The sequence below is a fragment of the Okibacterium endophyticum genome, from assembly GCF_054780075.1.
Map to the genome: position 1 here is coordinate 146827 of NZ_BAAGXA010000008.1, position 18490 is coordinate 165316.

General features: G+C 65.1%; 18 protein-coding genes. 14 read left to right on the forward strand and 4 right to left on the reverse strand.

The window, feature by feature from the left end:
• The first annotated feature begins 241 nt into the window (after positions 1 to 241).
• From recA to dapF, 5 genes are all read left to right on the forward strand, one after another.
• Positions 242 to 1369: a recombinase RecA gene (gene recA / locus ACYVF5_RS12640; protein WP_460946921.1), complete on the forward strand. Its 1128-nt coding sequence runs from the start codon at positions 242 to 244 to the stop codon at positions 1367 to 1369.
• Positions 1370 to 1396: 27 nt separating this feature from the next.
• Positions 1397 to 2128 carry a regulatory protein RecX gene (locus ACYVF5_RS12645; RefSeq protein ID WP_460946923.1) on the forward strand — a complete coding sequence of 244 codons (732 nt, stop codon included), beginning with the start codon at positions 1397 to 1399 and terminating at the stop codon, positions 2126 to 2128.
• A gap of 7 nt (positions 2129 to 2135) precedes the next feature.
• On the forward strand, positions 2136 to 3737 hold the full coding sequence (gene miaB / locus ACYVF5_RS12650) for a tRNA (N6-isopentenyl adenosine(37)-C2)-methylthiotransferase MiaB (protein WP_460946925.1): 1602 nt from the start codon (positions 2136 to 2138) through the stop codon (positions 3735 to 3737).
• An 11-nt stretch (positions 3738 to 3748) separates the two neighbouring features.
• The gene (gene miaA, locus ACYVF5_RS12655) at positions 3749 to 4669 is read left to right on the forward strand and encodes a tRNA (adenosine(37)-N6)-dimethylallyltransferase MiaA (RefSeq protein ID WP_460947027.1); all 921 of its coding nucleotides are present in this window, start codon (positions 3749 to 3751) and stop codon (positions 4667 to 4669) included.
• A 73-nt stretch (positions 4670 to 4742) separates the two neighbouring features.
• Positions 4743 to 5624 carry a diaminopimelate epimerase gene (gene dapF / locus ACYVF5_RS12660; protein ID WP_460946927.1) on the forward strand — a complete coding sequence of 294 codons (882 nt, stop codon included), beginning with the start codon at positions 4743 to 4745 and terminating at the stop codon, positions 5622 to 5624.
• A 23-nt stretch (positions 5625 to 5647) separates the two neighbouring features.
• Here dapF and ACYVF5_RS12665 read toward each other — a convergent pair whose 3' ends face one another.
• A complete protein-coding gene (locus ACYVF5_RS12665) occupies positions 5648 to 6271 on the reverse strand; it encodes a class I SAM-dependent methyltransferase (protein WP_460946929.1) in 624 nt (207 codons plus the stop codon).
• Between the two features lie 43 nt (positions 6272 to 6314).
• On the opposite strand from ACYVF5_RS12665, the gene hflX reads away from it, so the two are divergent.
• Complete coding sequence (gene hflX / locus ACYVF5_RS12670) at positions 6315 to 7880, forward strand: GTPase HflX (RefSeq protein ID WP_460946931.1); 1566 nt, start codon at positions 6315 to 6317, stop codon at positions 7878 to 7880.
• A 132-nt stretch (positions 7881 to 8012) separates the two neighbouring features.
• Here the strand turns inward: hflX and lexA are convergent, their stop codons facing one another.
• Complete coding sequence (gene lexA / locus ACYVF5_RS12675; RefSeq protein WP_460946933.1) at positions 8013 to 8699, reverse strand: transcriptional repressor LexA; 687 nt, start codon at positions 8697 to 8699, stop codon at positions 8013 to 8015.
• 339 nt (positions 8700 to 9038) lie between these two features.
• On the opposite strand from lexA, the gene ACYVF5_RS12680 reads away from it, so the two are divergent.
• The 4 genes from ACYVF5_RS12680 to hisH all read left to right on the forward strand — a co-directional run bounded on the left by ACYVF5_RS12680 (position 9039) and on the right by hisH (position 11963).
• Positions 9039 to 9545: a LysM peptidoglycan-binding domain-containing protein gene (locus ACYVF5_RS12680; RefSeq protein ID WP_460946935.1), complete on the forward strand. Its 507-nt coding sequence runs from the start codon at positions 9039 to 9041 to the stop codon at positions 9543 to 9545.
• Between the two features lie 86 nt (positions 9546 to 9631).
• Positions 9632 to 10714 (forward strand): histidinol-phosphate transaminase, encoded by a 1083-nt coding sequence (locus ACYVF5_RS12685; RefSeq protein WP_460946937.1) that lies wholly within the window; start codon positions 9632 to 9634, stop codon positions 10712 to 10714.
• Entirely contained in the window at positions 10711 to 11319 is a 609-nt protein-coding gene (hisB, locus tag ACYVF5_RS12690; RefSeq protein WP_460946939.1) for an imidazoleglycerol-phosphate dehydratase HisB, read from the forward strand. The genes ACYVF5_RS12685 and hisB overlap by 4 nt, the downstream gene beginning before the upstream one ends.
• The gene (hisH, locus tag ACYVF5_RS12695; protein WP_460946941.1) at positions 11316 to 11963 is read left to right on the forward strand and encodes an imidazole glycerol phosphate synthase subunit HisH; all 648 of its coding nucleotides are present in this window, start codon (positions 11316 to 11318) and stop codon (positions 11961 to 11963) included. Before hisB ends, hisH begins: the two co-directional genes overlap by 4 nt.
• Before the next feature lie 130 nt (positions 11964 to 12093).
• On the opposite strand, the gene ACYVF5_RS12700 is transcribed toward hisH, so the two are convergent.
• Both ACYVF5_RS12700 and ACYVF5_RS12705 read right to left on the reverse strand, forming a co-directional pair.
• Positions 12094 to 13068 carry a LacI family DNA-binding transcriptional regulator gene (locus ACYVF5_RS12700; RefSeq protein WP_460946943.1) on the reverse strand — a complete coding sequence of 325 codons (975 nt, stop codon included), beginning with the start codon at positions 13066 to 13068 and terminating at the stop codon, positions 12094 to 12096.
• Positions 13069 to 13164: 96 nt separating this feature from the next.
• Entirely contained in the window at positions 13165 to 15489 is a 2325-nt protein-coding gene (locus ACYVF5_RS12705; RefSeq protein ID WP_460946945.1) for an FGGY family carbohydrate kinase, read from the reverse strand.
• Between the two features lie 87 nt (positions 15490 to 15576).
• Between ACYVF5_RS12705 and ACYVF5_RS12710 the strand changes: the two genes are divergently transcribed.
• The 4 genes from ACYVF5_RS12710 to ACYVF5_RS12725 all read left to right on the forward strand — a co-directional run bounded on the left by ACYVF5_RS12710 (position 15577) and on the right by ACYVF5_RS12725 (position 18467).
• Positions 15577 to 16125: an AAA family ATPase gene (locus ACYVF5_RS12710; protein WP_460946947.1), complete on the forward strand. Its 549-nt coding sequence runs from the start codon at positions 15577 to 15579 to the stop codon at positions 16123 to 16125.
• Positions 16126 to 16332: 207 nt separating this feature from the next.
• On the forward strand, positions 16333 to 16542 hold the full coding sequence (locus ACYVF5_RS12715) for a hypothetical protein (RefSeq protein WP_460946949.1): 210 nt from the start codon (positions 16333 to 16335) through the stop codon (positions 16540 to 16542).
• A 75-nt stretch (positions 16543 to 16617) separates the two neighbouring features.
• The gene (locus ACYVF5_RS12720) at positions 16618 to 17391 is read left to right on the forward strand and encodes an ATP-binding cassette domain-containing protein (RefSeq protein WP_460946951.1); all 774 of its coding nucleotides are present in this window, start codon (positions 16618 to 16620) and stop codon (positions 17389 to 17391) included.
• A complete protein-coding gene (locus ACYVF5_RS12725; RefSeq protein ID WP_460946953.1) occupies positions 17388 to 18467 on the forward strand; it encodes an ABC transporter permease in 1080 nt (359 codons plus the stop codon). Before ACYVF5_RS12720 ends, ACYVF5_RS12725 begins: the two co-directional genes overlap by 4 nt.
• The last annotated feature ends 23 nt before the right edge of the window (positions 18468 to 18490 follow it).

The following is an 18490-nucleotide window of genomic DNA, read 5'->3' on the forward strand; positions in this document are numbered from 1 at the left end:
GCTTCTTCGACACGCCGCGCCGATGGCCTCGAACATGCGTTCGAGACGCGATAAGCTCCTGCACAAGGGCATGGCGCTCACACGTTATCCACTGTTCGGCATCTGAGACCTTCGTGTCAGATGTTCCGTTTACAGTCGAAACTGTCAGCGACACTCGCTCCCAGCCTTGTCGCAGCAGCGCACGAACCGCGGCGCGACAGCCTACAGGCGCACAGAACACGAGCACGAAAGAGAGCACGACATGCCATCAGCAGCAGACCGCGAGAAATCCCTGGAAAGCGCACTCGCTCAGATCGATCGCCAGTTCGGCAAAGGATCGGTGATGCGCCTCGGCAGCGACGAGCGTGCCCCGGTCGAGGTCATTCCGACCGGATCGATAGCTCTCGACGTCGCGCTCGGTGTCGGAGGCCTGCCCAGGGGTCGCATCGTGGAGGTCTACGGTCCTGAGTCCTCGGGTAAGACCACCCTGACACTGCACGCCATCGCGAACGCCCAGCGAGCGGGCGGAATCGCCGCGTTCATCGACGCGGAACACGCGCTCGACCCCGAGTACGCGCAGAAGCTCGGAGTCGACATCGACGCACTGCTCGTGTCGCAGCCAGACACGGGAGAACAGGCGCTTGAGATCGCAGACATGCTCGTCCGCTCCGGTTCCATCGATCTCATCGTCATCGACTCGGTGGCTGCCCTCGTGCCGCGTGCCGAGATCGAAGGTGAGATGGGTGACTCGCATGTCGGCCTGCAGGCGCGCCTGATGTCCCAGGCACTGCGCAAGCTCACCGGTGGACTCAACCAGACCAACACCACGATGATCTTCATCAACCAGCTCCGCGAGAAGATCGGCGTCTTCTTCGGAAGCCCAGAAACCACCGCCGGTGGTAAGGCGCTCAAGTTCTATGCGTCTGTCCGCCTCGACATCCGGCGCATCGAGACGTTGAAAGACGGCACGGATGCCGTCGGAAACCGCACACGGGTCAAGGTGGTCAAGAACAAGATGGCCCCGCCCTTCAAGCAGGCCGAGTTCGACATTCTCTATGGCACGGGAATCTCGCGTGAGGGGAGCCTGATCGACTTCGGCGTCGAGCACACGATCGTCAAGAAGTCGGGAGCCTGGTACACCTACGAGGGCGAGCAGCTCGGCCAGGGCAAAGAGAACTCGCGTAACTTCCTGCTGCGAAACCCTGACATCGCCACCGACATCGAGAACAAGATCAAGGCGAAGATCGGACTTCAGGCACTCGAGAAGGCAGAAGCGCAGAATGCAGCGGTTGCGGGCGCACAGGCCAAGGGTCCAGCCACAAAGAGCCCAGCCGTAATGGACTCAGACGCGAAGAGCGCAGACCAGCTCGCGGCACGCCGCGGGGCCTAGCGCACACACGGGAAGAAGGTCACGGTAGTGGTGAAGTTCATAGATGTATCCGATTCGGCGAACCCAGAAGGTGCGGCCCACACCGAAGACGCGCACGACTCCCTGGCACCCGTGACCTATCTTCCCGGTGTTTCCCGCGACTCGATGCCCGGTTCCTCATCGTCGGGCTCCGCAGGAACACGCAGCTCACAACGGAGCAGCTCGACAGCTCGTGTCTCAACACGAGGCGAAACCGGCCACAACGAAGCCGACAACGAGCCAGCGGATGCCGCGACAGTCGAGTCCGTGATCGTCCGTTCGTTGGCCCGTCGTTCGCTCAGCGAGTCAGAGGTGCTCGATCTGGCCATAAAGACGCACGGTCTCGAACCGCGTTCGGCGAATGACGTGCTCGATCACCTGCGTGAGCTCGGATACGTTAATGACCGTGCGCTTGCCGAGCAGCTGAGGCTCACCCTGCACGGGCGCAAGGGCCAGAGCAGGGCGGTCGTCGCCCGGACGATGTCGTCGCGGGGCATCGACCGAGAGATCGTCGGCGAGGTTCTCGATGACATCGCAGACGATGACGAACTCGCACAGGCGACAGAACTCGCCGCCAAGCGGGCGTCGACCCTCACCCGTGTCGACGCAGAGACCGCTGAGCGCCGTCTGGTCGGCTATCTCGCCCGCCGCGGGTATCCGGGGCATATCGCCAGACAGGCCATCACAACCGCCCTCGAGCGCCGCCGTTCAGGGGTGCACTTCAGCGAGAACGTACACTAGATGGATCATGAGTTCCCTGCTTGAATCCCCAGCTCTCATCGAGCGCTCGGCAGCCTCGGTCGACGCGACCGGCCACACGCGCACCTATGAGGTGAAGACCTTCGGCTGCCAGATGAACGTCCACGACTCCGAGCGGCTGAGCGGATCACTCGAAGCGGCCGGCTATGTGAAGGCCGAGGGTGACGAACCCGATATCGTCGTGATCAACACCTGCGCGGTCCGCGAGAACGCCGACAACAAGTTGTACGGCAACCTCGGCTATCTCGCGTCGGTCAAGAAGCGCCACGAGGGGATGCAGATCGCCGTCGGCGGCTGTCTCGCGCAGAAAGACAAGAACACCATTCTCGAGAAGGCGCCGTGGGTCGACGTCGTCTTCGGAACACACAACATGGGTTCGCTGCCGAGCCTTCTCGAGCGAGCCCGTCACAATAACGACGCCCAGATCGAAATACTCGACGCGCTCGAGACCTTTCCCTCGACACTTCCGACGAAACGGGACTCGAGCTACAGCGGATGGGTGTCGATCTCGGTCGGATGCAACAACACCTGCACGTTCTGCATAGTGCCATCGCTGCGCGGCAAAGAGAAAGACAGGCGCCCAGGCGAGATTCTCGCCGAGATCCAGGCACTCGTCGACGACGGCGCCATCGAGGTCACGCTGCTCGGGCAGAACGTCAACTCCTACGGCGTCGAGTTCGGCGATCGGCAGGCCTTCGGCAAACTGCTGCGGGCGGCCGGCGACATCGACGGCCTCGAGCGCGTGAGGTTCACGAGCCCGCACCCGGCCGCCTTCACCGACGACGTGATCGACGCCATGGCAGAGACGCCGAATGTGATGCCGCAGCTGCACATGCCCCTGCAGTCAGGCTCAGACCGGATCCTCAAGGCGATGCGGCGTTCGTACCGGAGCGAACGTTTTCTCGGCATCCTCGATCGTGTGCGCGCCCGCATCCCCCATGCGGCGATCTCGACAGACATCATCGTCGGGTTCCCGGGCGAGACCGAAGAAGACTTCCAAGAGACGCTGCGCGTGGTGGAAGCCGCGCGATTCGCGACGGCGTTCACCTTCCAGTATTCGATTCGAGCCGGCACCCCTGCGGCCACCATGCCCGACCAGGTGCCGAAGGCCGTTGTGCAGGAACGCTATGAGCGGCTCATCGAGCTGCAGGAGCGGATAAGCCTCGAAGAGAACCGATCCGTCATCGGGCGAGAAGTGCAGCTCCTCGTCGCCACGGGCGAGGGCAAGAAGGACTCGGAAACACGTCGCATGTCGGGTCGGGCGGAGGACTCCCGTCTCGTGCATTTCGACATTCCAGACGGGTCGGACCTGCCGCGACCTGGCGACGTGGTCACCGTCACCGTCACGCAGGCGGCGCCGTTCCACCTGATCGCAGACTCACAGGACGGTGCGCCGCTGCGCATCAGACGCACACAGGCCGGCGACGCCTGGGATCGTGCACAGGCCGAATCGTGTGCGACCCCTGCGCACGGGCAGTCTGCCGAACCCGGCCGGGTCTCGCTCGGGCTTCCGGCACTGAGAGTGGGAGCCCCGGCCGAGCCGTCGGCGAACACGGTGCGCCCCTCAGACGAGAACGACGGCGACCGCTGAGCAGCCGAGACCTGCCCGACCCGAGGCTGATCGCGATCGTCGGGCCGACCGGCACCGGAAAATCTGACCTCTCGCTCAACCTGGCCCGCGAGCTCCACGCTCGCGGCGCCGGTGCCGAAATCGTGAACGCCGACGCCATGCAGCTCTATCGCGGCATGGACATCGGCACGGCCAAACTCCCGGCCGAGCTCAGGCAACGTGTTCCGCACCATCTGCTCGACGTGCTCGACGTCACCGACGAGGCGACGGTTTCCCGATACCAGACCGAGGCGCGTGCTGTCGTCGGCGCGATCCTCGACCGGGGCAACTGGCCCATCCTCGTGGGCGGTTCCGGATTGTACGTGTCGAGCGTGATCTTCGACTTTCAGTTCCCCGGATCCGATCCGATGATCCGCGCGCGTCTTGAAGATGAACTGGCGCAGCAGGGAAGCGGTGCGCTGTATCGCCGGCTGAGAGACGTGGACCCCGATGCGGCGGCGCGCATCGGCGCGCAGAACGCACGGCGTATCGTTCGGGCGCTCGAGGTCGCCGAGATCACCGGCGAGCCCGTGTCGGGTTCGCTGCCGGATGAACCGGTCTACTGGACCCCGGCGACGATCATCGGGCTCCGTGCACCCCGGAACGAGCTGACGACGAGACTCGATCGGCGTGTGCTCCAGATGTGGCGCGACGGGCTCGTCGACGAGGTATCGAGGTTGCGGGACCGGGGGCTTGAGAGCGGCGTCACCGCGCGACGGGCTATCGGATACGCTCAGGCCCTCGGCGAACTGACCGGGGAACTCACGCGGGCACAGGCGATCGAACTGACCCAACAGCTCACCCGGCGTTATGCGAGGCGGCAGATGAGCTGGTTCACCAGATACCGAGACGCACTCTGGTTCGATTACGACAGCGATATGCTCCTGCAGCAGGTACTGCAGTCGATCCTCTGAGCCGCGAACGAGGGTGCGGGCACGATGTATGGCGGCAGCGGTCCGCCCTCCGGTGAACCGTAGACTTGACGCCATGTCATTCACCCTGAATTTCACCAAGGGCCACGGAACCGGCAACGACTTCGTGCTCTACAGCGACCCCGATGGTGAACATCCGATGACGTCTGAGCAGATCGCCGCTGTGTGCGACCGCCATTTCGGCATCGGCGCGGACGGTGTGATCAGGGCAGTGCGGTCCCGCGCACTCGATGCCGGCTCAGCCGCCCTCGCGGAGGACCCGCACGCCGAATGGTTTATGGATTACCACAACGCCGACGGCTCGGTCGCAGAGATGTGCGGGAACGGCATCCGCGTTTTTGTGCACTATCTGATCGATCGCGGGCTGGCCGAGCTCGGCCAGGGCGAGACGCTTGCCGTCGGCACGCGTGCGGGGGTGAGGGATGTTCAGCTCTCCGCTGCGGGATACCAGGTCGATCTCGGCCGTTGGTCGCTCGACGGTGGTGAGCCACTCGTCCGTGCCAAAGAGGTGAAGGTTGCGCGGCCCGGTCTGGGCATCAACGTGGGCAACCCTCACGTGGTCGTCGCCCTGGCAGACGACGCAGAGCTCGACGCGGCCGACCTGTCGTATGCCCCACGGCTCGAACCGGTTCCCGCAGACGGTGCGAACGTCGAGTTCGTTGTGCCGCACGAGCCTCTGATCAGCAACGGCGTCGCGAGAATCAGGATGCGTGTGCACGAGAGGGGAAGCGGCGAGACCCTCTCATGTGGGACGGGCATCGCGGCAGCTGCGCTGGCCACCAGGCACTGGGCGGGCGCCGGCGCACCGAATCAGTGGCGGGTCGATGTCGCGGGCGGCTCGCTCGGCGTTCGGATGTTCCCGACCGAGGACGGCGAACACGTCGCTCTCAGCGGACCGGCAGAGCTCGTCTATACCGGTGAGCTGATGCTCGTGTAGGAACGGTCACGCCGATGCTCTGGTCACGCGGGCGACGCCACTCTGTGCTTGGCGCGAAGCACCCGATACCCCTTGCCCGTGGCGGCCCTGGTGACGGTGAAGTCGTCGGGAAGCGCTCCGTTGAGCCATCGGTGCAGACTGTCTGACCCGAGGTTCCGCTGCACGACCAGCCACGCGTCCGATCCGGACGTCAGACGGGGGAGCCAGTGCTCGAGCATCGTGTGGAGCTCGTTCTTTCCGACCCGGATCGGCGGATTCGACCAGATCGTCCTGAACCGAAGCTCGTCTGGAACCTCGGAGGGAAGAACCGCGCGAACGTTCTCGAGTCCAAGGGATCCGGCGTTCGTGCGCACGAGATCGAGGGCGCGTTCGTTGACATCGACAGCCCACACGGTCGCGAGGGGCGATTCGATAGCCAGGGTCAGGGCGATCGGTCCCCAGCCGCAGCCGAGGTCGAGAAAATTGCCGCTCGGGGGAGGCGCCGGTGTGTTCGAGAGCAGGACCTGTGTGCCCGTGTCGACGCGGTCGGGGCTGAAGATGCCACCGGCGGTCGTGACCTCGATCTCGCGGCCCGCGAGACGGACCCGGATCCTGCGTTGCTTCAGGTCACTGCCTGGGGACCCGGTGAAATAGTGATCGCTACCCATAGTGAAGAACGTACTCGACCAGAACGAACTAGGGTTAACGTCAATGACAGAGAATTCCGGCGATGACCGTCACCAGGCCGATGGCAGCTCCCCAGACAACGATGTTGTGTCCCGGGTGCTCGACCGCGCGGACACGCACGCGAGCGGATACACCCTCTTTGGACGTGCTCGAGCAGAGGCTCTGAACGATGAGAGGCCCCTGCGCGAGGATGATGAGCGGGATGGCGAGCAGCTCGATCGTGAAGAACGGCAGGCGCTTCGGCGGGTCGCCGGGCTCTCGACCGAGCTCGAAGACGTCACAGAGGTCGAGTATCGCCAGCTGCGACTCGAGAATGTCATTCTCATCGGCGTCTACTCGCAGGGTTCGCTCGATGACGCAGAGAACTCGCTTCGCGAGCTTGCAGCACTCGCTGAGACGGCCGGCGCGGTTGTGCTCGACGGGATGCTGCAGCGGCGCCCCCACCCGGACCCGAGCACGTACCTGGGCCGGGGCAAGGCAGAGGAGCTGAGGGCAATCGTGCAGTCGCTCGGCGCCGACACGGTCATCGCGGACACGGAGCTGGCGCCGAGTCAGCGGCGCGCACTCGAAGACGTGGTCAAAGTCAAGGTGATCGACCGCACAGCTGTGATCCTCGACATCTTCAGCCAGCACGCCAAGAGCAGGGAGGGCAAGGCCCAGGTGGAACTTGCCCAGCTCGAGTATCTGCTTCCTCGGCTGCGCGGATGGGGTGAATCCATGAGCCGCCAGGCAGGTGGTCAGGTCGGCGGCGCAGGAGCCGGCATGGGTTCCCGTGGCCCCGGTGAGACGAAGATCGAGCTCGACAGACGCCGCATCCACACACGAATGGCGAAGCTGCGCAAGCAGATCAAGGGCTTCGCCCCGTCACGCGAGGCGAAACGGGCGAACCGCCACCGCAACGAGGTGCCCTCCGTCGCGATCGCCGGCTACACGAACGCCGGCAAATCGAGTCTGCTCAACCGCATCACGAAGGCAGGAGTGCTGGTCGAGAACGCGCTCTTCGCCACTCTCGACGCGACGGTGCGCCGCACCCGCACCGAAGACGGGCGTCAATACACGCTCGTCGACACTGTCGGTTTCGTCAGGAACCTCCCACATCAGCTCGTCGAGGCCTTCCGCTCGACGCTCGAAGAAGTGGCAGACGCCGAACTGATCGTGCACGTGGTCGACGCGTCGCATCCCGACCCCGCGTCACAGCTGACCACGGTGAGGGACGTCATCGGCGACGTCGGCGCACGAGACATCCCCGAGCTCGTCGTCTTCAACAAATCCGATCTGATCAGCGAAGACGACCGGCTGCTGCTGCGCGGACTCGAGCCTGACGCGGTCTTCGCGTCAGCTCGCACTGGTGAGGGGATCGACGAGATTCTCGAGGCGGTTTCCGCTCTCTTGCCGAGCCCGTCGATCGAGGTGACCCTGCTTGTGCCGTATGACAGGGGTGAGGTCATTTCTATGCTTCACCGCAGGGCGCGTGTGATGCACATCGACTATCTCGAGGCCGGAACACGTGTTCGCGCACTGGTGTCAGAAGAAATCGCCGCATCGGTGGATGAGTTCATCGTCAAGCGTCGCGACGGCGTGACTGCCTGACGCGTCACCCGTCTGAGGGCGGCCGAGCGTCCACCAGCAGCCACGTCGGCGGCAACGACCGCCGTCGGCTGCTTGTCGGACCCTCAGGCTTATGACCGCGACGGCGGCGTCATCCGGGCGAACTGTGACGCGTCAGACGGATCGAAGAACGGCGACCACTTTGCCGAGCACGTCGGCGAGGTCACCGACGATCGGTTCGAAGTTGCTGTTCCGCGGCAGCAACCAGACGTGGCCGTCTCGCTTGCGGAACACCTTGACTGTCGCCTCACCGTCGAGCATGGCCGCAACGATGTCGCCGTTCTCGGCGGTGCTCTGCTGTCGTACGACCACCCAGTCGCCATCGCAGATGGCGGCGTCGATCATCGACTCGCCCTTGACCTTCAGCATAAAGAGGTCGCCCTTGCCGACGAGCTGCCGCGGCAGAGGGAAGACCTCTTCGACCTGCTGCTCTGCAGTGATCGGAACCCCGGCGGCAATGTTGCCGACCAGGGGTACCATCGCGGCGTCGCCGATCGGGGTGGTGTTCTCGTAGTCGAGCGACTCGGACGCGACCGACGGCAGCTCGATGAGCACCTCCAGGGCACGTGGACGATTCGGATCCCGCCGAAGGTATCCGCTGAGCTCCAACTGGTTCAGCTGGTGGGTCACGCTCGAGAGCGAGGCAAGGCCGACCGCGTCGCCGATCTCGCGCATGCTCGGCGGATAGCCCCGTTGACTCACGGATCGCTGGATGACTTCGAGGATCGCCAGCTGCTTGTCGCTCAGGGTCTTGCGCCGCCGCGTTGTGCCCTTGCCTGCCGGTGTTCCGCTGACCGTCATTGTGCTTCTTTCGCTCACGCGGCGCCGCCGCTGATACCCGTGTCGGTGGTTGCTGATTGAGTGTCAACCATCACACGAACTGTATCGGTGAAAAGGGCGCGAGGCAAACATCTGTTCGAGTGTGTCGCGACTCTCTTCTCATCGGTTTTCGAAAAGCATCTTGCATCTTCGAACAATCGAAGATAGATTCGGAACACATCTTCTTATAACCGGCCTCTGCGGATGCCGGTCATACGAAGACGGTGGATGACCGCAGGACGTAACAGAAGCAGCCTGTAGGAGGAAGAGCCCGTGACAACGAGCAGAGGCGGAAGGACGAACACAATGAGCGGACACCGGATGAACCGACCACGCGCGTACGTCACCCATATGGCGGGCGCAGAGCACGCCGGCCTCGTCGGCGCACAGCGCACAACGTCTGTGCCCACAACGTCTGTGCCCATAGCGTCTGTGCCCATAGCGTCTGTGCCTCGCGCATCCGCACCTCGCGTATCCGCACCTCGCGTATCCGCACCTCGCGCATCGGGACGTCTGCGGATCACGCGTCGTGGTCGCCTCGTGCTCACGACACTCGCTGCCGTGCCCGTGATCGCCGTCGCCGCCTATCTCGGACTGAATGCCGACGGTGCGGTCGCCACGTCGACGGCGAGCAGCGCGTCGTTCGAATACGTCACGATCGAGGCCGGACAGTCGCTGTGGCAGGTCGCGGTTCGCATCGCCCCCCAGGCGGACCCCAGAGACGTCATCAACGAGATCCTCGATCTCAACCGTCTGTCTTCATCGAACGTCGTGCCCGGGCAGCAGATCGCGATCCCGGCGAGCTATTCGGCGTCAGACACCGAGTGAACTCCGGGCGATTTAGTCGACTAAACGTCGGGGTGACGTCAGACGCCGAGTGAAACCTGGGCAATTTAGCTGGCTAAACTTGCGGGGTGACCTCACTCAGCGACCTTCCTATCCGCGACGATCTGCGCGGAAAGTCCCCGTACGGTGCTCCCCAGAAGGCCGTGCCTGTCGCGCTCAACGTGAACGAGAACACACACACCATTCCCGAAGCAGTCGCCCACGACATCGTGGCGCGCATCGCAGCGGCCGTCATCGGGGTGAACAGGTACCCGGATCGTGAGTTCACCGGCCTGCGCGACAGCCTGGCCGCCTATCTCGGACACGGGCTCACACGAGACAACGTATGGGCGGCGAACGGCTCCAACGAAGTCCTCCAGCAGGTTCTGCAGGCATTCGGGGGCCCGGGTCGCTCCGTGCTCGGGTTCAGCCCGACCTACTCGATGTACCCGCTGCTCGCATCCGGCACGGGAACACGCTGGATCGGCGCAGACCGGGACGACGACTTCGAGGTGTCGCCGCAGACGGCCGCGGCCGCCGTCGCGCGCGAGCAGCCCGACCTGGTGTTCCTCTGCTCACCGAACAATCCAACGGGTACTCCGCTCTCGATCGAGACCATCGCCGCTGTCTACGACCAGGCGCCCGGCATCGTCGTCGTCGATGAGGCATACGCCGAATTCGCCCCGGTGGGCACCCCAAGCGCACTCACGCTGCTCGACGGGCGCGAACGGCTCATCGTCTCTCGCACGATGAGCAAGGCGTTCGCGTTCGCCGGCGCCCGCCTCGGCTATCTGGCGGCGGACCCCGCCGTCACAGACGCGCTGCGCCTGGTGCGGCTGCCCTACCACCTTTCGGCGCTCACGCAGGCGGCGGCGACCGCCGCGCTCGCGCACAGCGACGAGATGCTCGCCATGGTCGACGACATCGCGCAGCAACGCGATCGCATCTCGACAGGGCTTCGTGGTTTGGGGTACAGCCCGCACCGCACGCACAGCAACTTCGTGCTGTTTGGCGGAGTCGACGATCCTCAGCAGACCTTCGAGGCGCTTCTCGAGCGCGGCATCCTCATCCGAGACGTCGGAATACGCGGCCACCTGCGCGTCTCGGCGGGCACGGAAGCCGAGACGACAGCGTTCCTCGAGGCGATCGCCGCATTAGACTCGACGCCATGAGTCCTTCGCAGCGCGTCGCGCGCATCCAGCGCGAAACCAGTGAGTCGAGCATCGACCTGACGCTCGATCTGGACGGCACCGGGGTGAGCGATATCGAGACCACGGTTCCGTTCTATGACCACCTGCTCACGGCGTTCGCGAAGCACTCGCTCACCGATCTCACCGTGCGGGCGTCGGGCGACATCGAGATCGATGTGCACCACACGGTCGAAGACATCGGAATCGCGCTCGGCCTGGCCATCAGGGAGGCCCTCGGCACCAAGGCGGGAATCTCGCGTTTCGGCGACGCGCTCGTGCCGCTCGACGAAGCGCTCGTGCAGGCGGTCGTCGACATCTCGGGCAGGCCTTTTCTGGTGCACGACGGTGAACCGGCCGGATTCGAGTTCCACCTCATCGGGGGCCACTTCACCGGCTCGATGGTGAGGCACGTCTTCGAAGCGATCGCGTTCAACGCGGCACTCACCGTTCACGTCAACGTGATCTCCGGCCGTGATCCCCACCACATCGCCGAAGCGGAGTTCAAAGCGTTCGCGCGCGCATTCCGGCAGGCGAAGGCATACGATCCTCTTGTCTCCGGCATCCCGTCGACGAAGGGCGCGCTGTGAGCGGTGGCGCTTCGAACGTCGTTGTGCTCGATTACGGCAGCGGAAACGTGCACTCTGCCGTGAAGGCACTCGAGCGTGCGGGCGCGGACGTCGAACTCACAGCCGACCGCAGGCGCGCCCTCGAAGCCGACGGGCTGGTCGTGCCCGGCGTCGGTGCATTCAGCGCCGTGATGGCGCAGCTGAGGGATTCGGCATCCGACGACCTCATCGACAAACGTCTCGCCGGAGGTCGCCCCGTCCTGGGCATCTGTGTCGGCATGCAGGTCATGTTCGAACGAGGAGTGGAACGTGGTGTCGACACCGAGGGCCTCGGCGAGTGGCCTGGCGTCGTCGACGAGCTCGACTCTCCAGTGCTCCCGCACATGGGATGGAACACCGTCGAGGCGCCCGAGGACTCGGTGCTCTTCAACGGCCTTCACAACGAACGCTTCTACTTCGTGCACTCGTTTGCTGCCAGGAACTGGACACTCGAGGTGACCCGGCCCTTTCCCGAGCCTCACCTCACCTGGGCGACGCACGGCTGTCGCTTTCTTGCCGCTGTTGAGAACGGACCGCTCTCTGCAACGCAGTTCCATCCCGAGAAGTCAGGTGATGCGGGCATCCGTCTGCTGTCGAATTGGCTGGCCAGCCTTCGCACCGGATAGCCTCGTTCCACCGATTCCGCAGCGTGAGTCGGGCGCGCAGAGCTGCGTCCCTCGTTTCTTCGCTGCTCTGTCCCGCGAATGCGGTCGGACGCCGGTCAGCTATCGCGAGCGCTGGTCTTAGACGCTGGTCTTAAGAGCCGATACGGCAGGAGTCGCGCTCGACCAGGGCGACGTCGATGACGTTCACTCGTTCGAGTTCGGCGGTCGGCTCTGTGAGGCGCGCGAGGACTCGTTCGGCGGCCAGGGTGCCGATGCGGGTGGGGTCCTGGTCGATGACCGTAATCGATGGAGTGAGGACGTCTGCCATCGGGAAGTCGCCGAAGCTCACGAGCGGGAGCGGATCGTCGCGCAGCACGTGGACGAGTGCCATGGTGCAGCGAGCGTTCGCCGAGAAGACAGCCGTCGGCGGATCATCCAACGAGCGAAACCGCTCAACAGCAAACCTCGTCGTTGTGAGATCCGAGGCGTGCACGGCGACGAGGTCGTCATCATCCGAGAGGCCGGCCTCGCTGAGAGCGCGTCGCCAGCCTCCGAGTCGCTTGGTCTCGGTGGACAGATGGATGGCGTCGCCGAGGTAGGCGATGCGGCGGTGTCCGTGCTCGATCAGGTGTTGCGTTGCCAGGTAGCCACCCGTCGCATCGTCTTCGGTGAACGTGTCAGCTCTCAGCCCGATCGGCGCACGGTCGACGCAGACGATGGGAGTGTGCTCCTGCCAGCGCTCCAGCCACGAATGATCTCTGCCGACGGGGGCGACGACGAGCCCCGAGAGTTGTCGGCTGAGCAGCGACTCGAGAGCCGGCCGCTCATTGTCCGGATCGTCTCCGACGCTGGTGACGATCGTGGACATCCCCTGTTCCCTGGCGATCTTCTCCACGGCGCGAGCGATCGCGGCGAAGAACGGATCGACGATATCGGGCACAGCGACGCCGATGACCCAGGCCCGCCCGGAGCGGAACGTGGTCGCCAGCACATTGGGCACGTAGTTGAGCTCGCGCATGACGCGCTCGACGAGTGCTCTGGTCTCTGGAAGCACGTGCGGATCGTCGTTGAAGACACGGGACACGGTCTTCGCACTCACTCCCGCGCGCGCTGCGACCTCGCGCATCGTCGCCACTGTGCACCTCTGGATTCGTCATTCGGGCTGGACCCAGGGGATACTTTACCGTCTGGGCCAACGGGCCCCGCGCCGGACCCGGGCGAATCAGGCGGCTGAGCCGTCGACGGCGGCCCGCAGCTCGTGGAGGCGCGGCAGCGCACGGTGGACGAGAAGGTCTTCACGGGAAGCTTCGTCGAATGAGAGGCTGTCCTTCCACAGTGAGCGGCCGGCCATCGCTCCGCTGGCACCGTTGGCCATCGCCGTCGCGACCTGAACGACGAACGTCTCGTGGTCGACACCGGCCGAGAGGACGGCCCACGGGACGCCGGCGGCAGCGGCCGTCACCGCAGCGGATGCCTCGGCAGAGCCGGGGTACTGCAGCTTGAGCACCTTCGCCCCCGCCTCGACGGCGAGCTTCGCGCCGTCAATCACCAGCGATGCGAACTTCGCCGTGTACTCGTCGTCGCTCTCGTCCTCGAGCTGATAGGTCAGTAGCTCGACGATGAGGAGCAGCCCCTCGTCGTCGCACGCGGTGACGAGGTCACGGATCTCCTGCGCGACGCGGGAGTCGGCATCCTGCCGATCGGGACGCGTGTAGAAGAGCATCTTGGCGACGCTGCCACCCAGATCGCGCACGGTGCGAGCGCTGACACCGGGCACGTAACGCGTGTACCTCAGGCCGTCGACCGTATCGAAGCCCGAGGCATCCATGCCGACGACGAGTGCGGTGCTGCGCGCGAGCACTCCTGCGTCGACGATTGCGGGGAGTGCGACCTCGGGGTCCAGCAGAACGGCCGGAGCGTTGTTGGCGAGGTGGCGAACGAGGTCGGCCTTGATCTCGGCGAGCTCGTCGCGGGTGATGGCGTCTGAGCCGCTCGGGGCATCCTTCACGGCTGCCTTCATGCCGTTGCGCTGGTCGGCGGCGACGATGAGCATGTGGCCATCCGCCGTCGAGATCGACTGCATCGCCCGGCGTTCGAGTGTGGTGAGCGTTGACATTCTGTTATCTCCTCTGTGGTGATCTGGGTGCTGTTTCGACACGTGATCGAGCAGGCGGGATGCCGTGAGCGCGGCGCCGTATGCGGTGTCCTGATCGCGGGTTGAGACGGTGACGTTCGGAAGGACTCGGGACCGGGCGCGCTGGACGGATGCCATGCCGGCCCACCCTCCGGTGAGGGTTGTCGCGTGTGCGGGCGGGACCTCTCGATCCATCGCGTCGATCAGGAGCTGGATCTCGTCATTGCTGTGGCGGAGCACGGCGTTGAAGACCTCGGCCGGGCTGATGCCGTCGGTCCGGAGCGTCAGCCCGAGCACGCCGTCATCGTTCCTGGCGCCCGTGGCTTCGATCCCGCCGGCGGCGATGTCGCCTTCGAACGGAAGCGCCATCACTGCGGCATCCAGCGCGTCTCGCCCCGCCCGATCGTTGATGCCGGCGAGCTGCAGCACCCGCCGCAACAGCAGTCCCGTCTTCACGCCGGCCACGAGCACCTGCTTGCCTGGAACGACGTGGCGGACCTCGTTGATGAGGTGCTCGGCGAGGCGCTGCCGTGCATCGAAACCGAGTGGACCGTCGATCACGCGAAGCAGTACCTCGGCTGTGCCGAGCGAGACGTGGTGATTGCCGGATTCCAATGCCCCGCTGGCCTGGGCGGCGACCAGGTGGTCGTGGCCGGCCACGGTGAGTCGGGCTCCGGCGAACGTCGGGCCGTACGATTCGGAGACTCGGCCCCAAGGCTTCCCGGCATCGCGTAGCGGCGGCAGGAACGACTCGTCGACGCCGAGGGCGTTGAGCATCTCCGCCCAGGCGACGCCGCGGTCCTGGTCGAGCAGTCCGGTGCGAGAGGTGAGCGAGTACTCGAGGGCGATGTCGCCCCCGAGTGCGGCGGCGAGGAACTCGGGAAGGTTCAGCCAGCGCGTGCCGGCGAGCGGAACCCCTGCATCGCGGAGGTAGGCGATCTTCGTCGCCGTGACCTGAACGCCGAGTGGAAGGCCGGTTCGGCCGGCGAACGCATCGCGGACGGATGCCGGGAAGCTCGCGACCTGCTCGGCGCCTCGCGGATCGAACCAGGCGAATGCGGGCGCGATCGCGTTCCCGCGTTCATCGATGACCATTCCGGTCTCACCCATCCCAGAGACGCCGATGGCGTCGATGCGGTGCGAGGTGGTCTCGGCAAGGCGCTCCGATACGCGCTGCAGCAGGGTCTCCACAGCTGACAGCAGGTTCCGGGCATCCAGCTCGGCCGTTCCGCCAGCGCCCGAGCGCCAGGGGGTCGGCAGCTGCTCTACGAGCACCTCGTCGCCTTCGCGATCGAGCACCAGGAGTTTCAACCCCGTGCTCCCGAGGTCGATCCCCGCCACCAGCCGGCTCGGTCCCGCGGGACTCGGGGGCAGCGATGGCACGCCGAACAGCGCCTTCACGTCATTGGTCACGGGCAGTTCCTTCGTCGAGGTCGAATTCTGAATAACGCCGGAAAATCAGCCATGACACCGGTGTCTCGATAGGTCTATCGTGAGTGTATGGCCACGATCTGTCAACTGCCGCATCCGATCGCCGTCGCCGTGACCGGGATTGCCGGCAGCGGTAAGACGACGCTGGGGCGCGCCATCGCGGGCGCCCTGGGTGCTCCGCTCCTGGACCTGGACTCACTCACGAATCCACTGCTCGACCACCTCGCTGAAGCATTCGGAGGGCACTGGTTGGAAAGCGCCCACGCGGCCCAGATCAGGGCAGGTCGATACGCGGTGATGCGGGACACGGCGGCGGATGTGCTGCGCAGCGCAGGTTCCGTCGTGATGGTTGCGCCGTTCACCGCCGAGCTGCAGGGTGGCGCGGAATGGGCAGCGCTCACCGAGGCGCTTGCGCCCGCCACGGTCCATGTCGTGCATCTCGACGGCGATGCGGAATTGTTCGCGGCTCGACGCGCTCAGCGCGGGGCTGTGAGAGACGCCCATCGGCCGGATGATGCTCGCATGTGCGTCGTTGTGGACAACATCAGGGTCGACGCACGCCTGTCGACCGAGCGACAGCTCGACCGCGTGCTGGGGGTTCTCCGGTCCGAGAGCTGACTCTGGGACCGGAGAACTCGTCAGTGGCTGCTGTAGCCGCCATCGGAACGGGGCGATGCCGTCGTCATGTCCTCCCTCAGGGAACGAGCGAAAGACACCGGTGACACGGTTTTCCCGAAACAGGCTTGACACCGGTGACATGGACGGCGTACGTTGCTCAACACCCACTTGTCGAGCGATGAAGCCATCGGGAAGGAACGCGGCGTCATGAGTATTCACTCCCCGTCACTGACGGCACCCGCCGGAAACAGCGTTGCAGCGCAGGGGTACGCGCACCTGCTCTTCAGACTGCGCGTGCAGACCGATGGTGCGATCTACGTCCCGGCATCCGACCGCATCATTCCGGGGTCGATCGTGCGCGATGTCGATCTCGTCAACTCGCCTCGGGGGAGCATTGCTGTGACAGAGCCGACCTGACCGTCCACGTCACACAGAGACCTCGGTCCTGCCGAATCCGGCAGCGTCCGCCACTATAGACGAAAGGGTTGCGCGATGACGACCGCAGCTGCGCCTGTCCTCGAAGCCAGGGGGCTATCCCGGCAGTTCGGGCACGTTCGTGCCCTGAGCAATACCGACTTCGAGGTCTATCCGGGTGAAGTGACCGCGCTGATCGGAGACAACGGTGCGGGCAAGTCCACGCTCGTGAAGGCGCTCTCCGGAAACCTCGCGGTCGACTCCGGCACGATCAAGTTCGACGGCAGGGAGCTCGACATGAGCACTCCGTCGGCGGTGAGCGCACTCGGGATCGAGACGGTGTATCAGGACCTCGCTCTGGCGCCGCACCTCGACCCGGTGCAGAACATGTATCTGGGCCGGGAGCTCGCCGCAGACGGAATCGGCGGATGGCTCGGCCTCATGAAGAAGAAAGAGATGCGGGAGCAGTCCCGCGCCGCGTTCGATGAGCTCGGGGCAACCGTGCGCTCACTGTCTTCACCCGTTGGAGACATGTCCGGGGGGCAGCGCCAGGCGATCGCCATCGCCAGGGCCGTGCACTGGGCGAGCCGCGTCGTGTTCCTCGACGAGCCGACGGCCGCGCTCGGTGTGCGCCAGACGAAGAACGTGCTCGACACCATTCGGCGCGTGCGCGACAAGGGCATCGCCGTCGTGTTCATCAGCCACTCAATGCCGCACGTGATTGAGGTCTCCGACCGCGTGCAGGTGCTGCGTCTCGGCACGCGCGTCGCGAATGTCACGACACAGGAGACCAGCATGGAGGAACTCGTGGGCCTGATGACCGGTGCGGTCACGAAAGAAGAGAACGCATGAGCATCACGCAGCCACCCACCGAGACGGTGACGATCGGCACCCTTGAGCCGAAGGTCGGCTTCGCTCGACGAGCCCTGCGGACGCAGGCGTTGCAGATCTTGCTGGTGCTGCTGGCCATCATCGTCGTGTTCAGCCTCCTTGCTCCCGGCACCTTCGCGCAATGGTCGAACTTCCGCCTCATCATCCAGAATGCTTCGATCCTCGCCGTGCTCGGCGTTGGCATGACCTACGTCATCATTACCGCTGGAATCGACTTGTCCATCGGATCGGTGCTCGTGTTCTCGGGCGTGATCTCGGCACTCGTCATGCGCGAAATGGGCGGCCAGGGCTGGGGGGTGGCCGCGGTCGGCGTTCTGGTCGCTGTCGGTTCCGGTCTCGCCTGGGGGCTGCTCAACGGGTTCCTCATCGCGAAGGCGAAAATCCCCCCGCTGATCGTCACGCTCGGCTCGCTCGGCATGGCGCTCGGCCTCGCTCAGATCATCACCGGAGGCGTGGACATCCGTGAGGTCCCGGTCGTCCTCACGCAGAGCATTGGATACGGGAACGTGTTCGGCACCATTCCGACCATCTCGGTGATCGCCCTCGTCGTGGTGGTGATCGGTGCGATCGTGCTCGCCTTCACACGGTTCGGTCTGTATACGTTCGCGGTCGGATCCAGCGAGGTCGCCGCCCGTCGCGTCGGTGTGAAGGTCGATGCGCAGCTCATCAAGATCTATGCCATGTCGGGTGCTCTCGCCGGTCTCGCCGGCATTCTGTCGCTGTCGCAGTTCAGTACCACGGCGATCGCCGGGCAGTCGCAGACGAACCTGAATGTCATCGCTGCGGTCGTGATCGGCGGCACCTCGCTGTTCGGCGGCGTCGGCACGATCGTGGGCACTGTCGTCGGTCTGTTCATCCCCGCCGTGCTGCAGAACGGCTTCGTCATCAACGGCGTTCAACCCTTCTGGCAGCAGGTCGCTGTCGGTGCGGTGCTGATCATCGCGGTCTACGTCGACCAGTTGCGTCGTTCCGCTGCACTCCGGGGCAACACGCAAGGTCTCTGGCGAAGACTGCTCAGCCGCGGCAATTCCGGTTAGACCCCACGCTTTACTCTCCCACC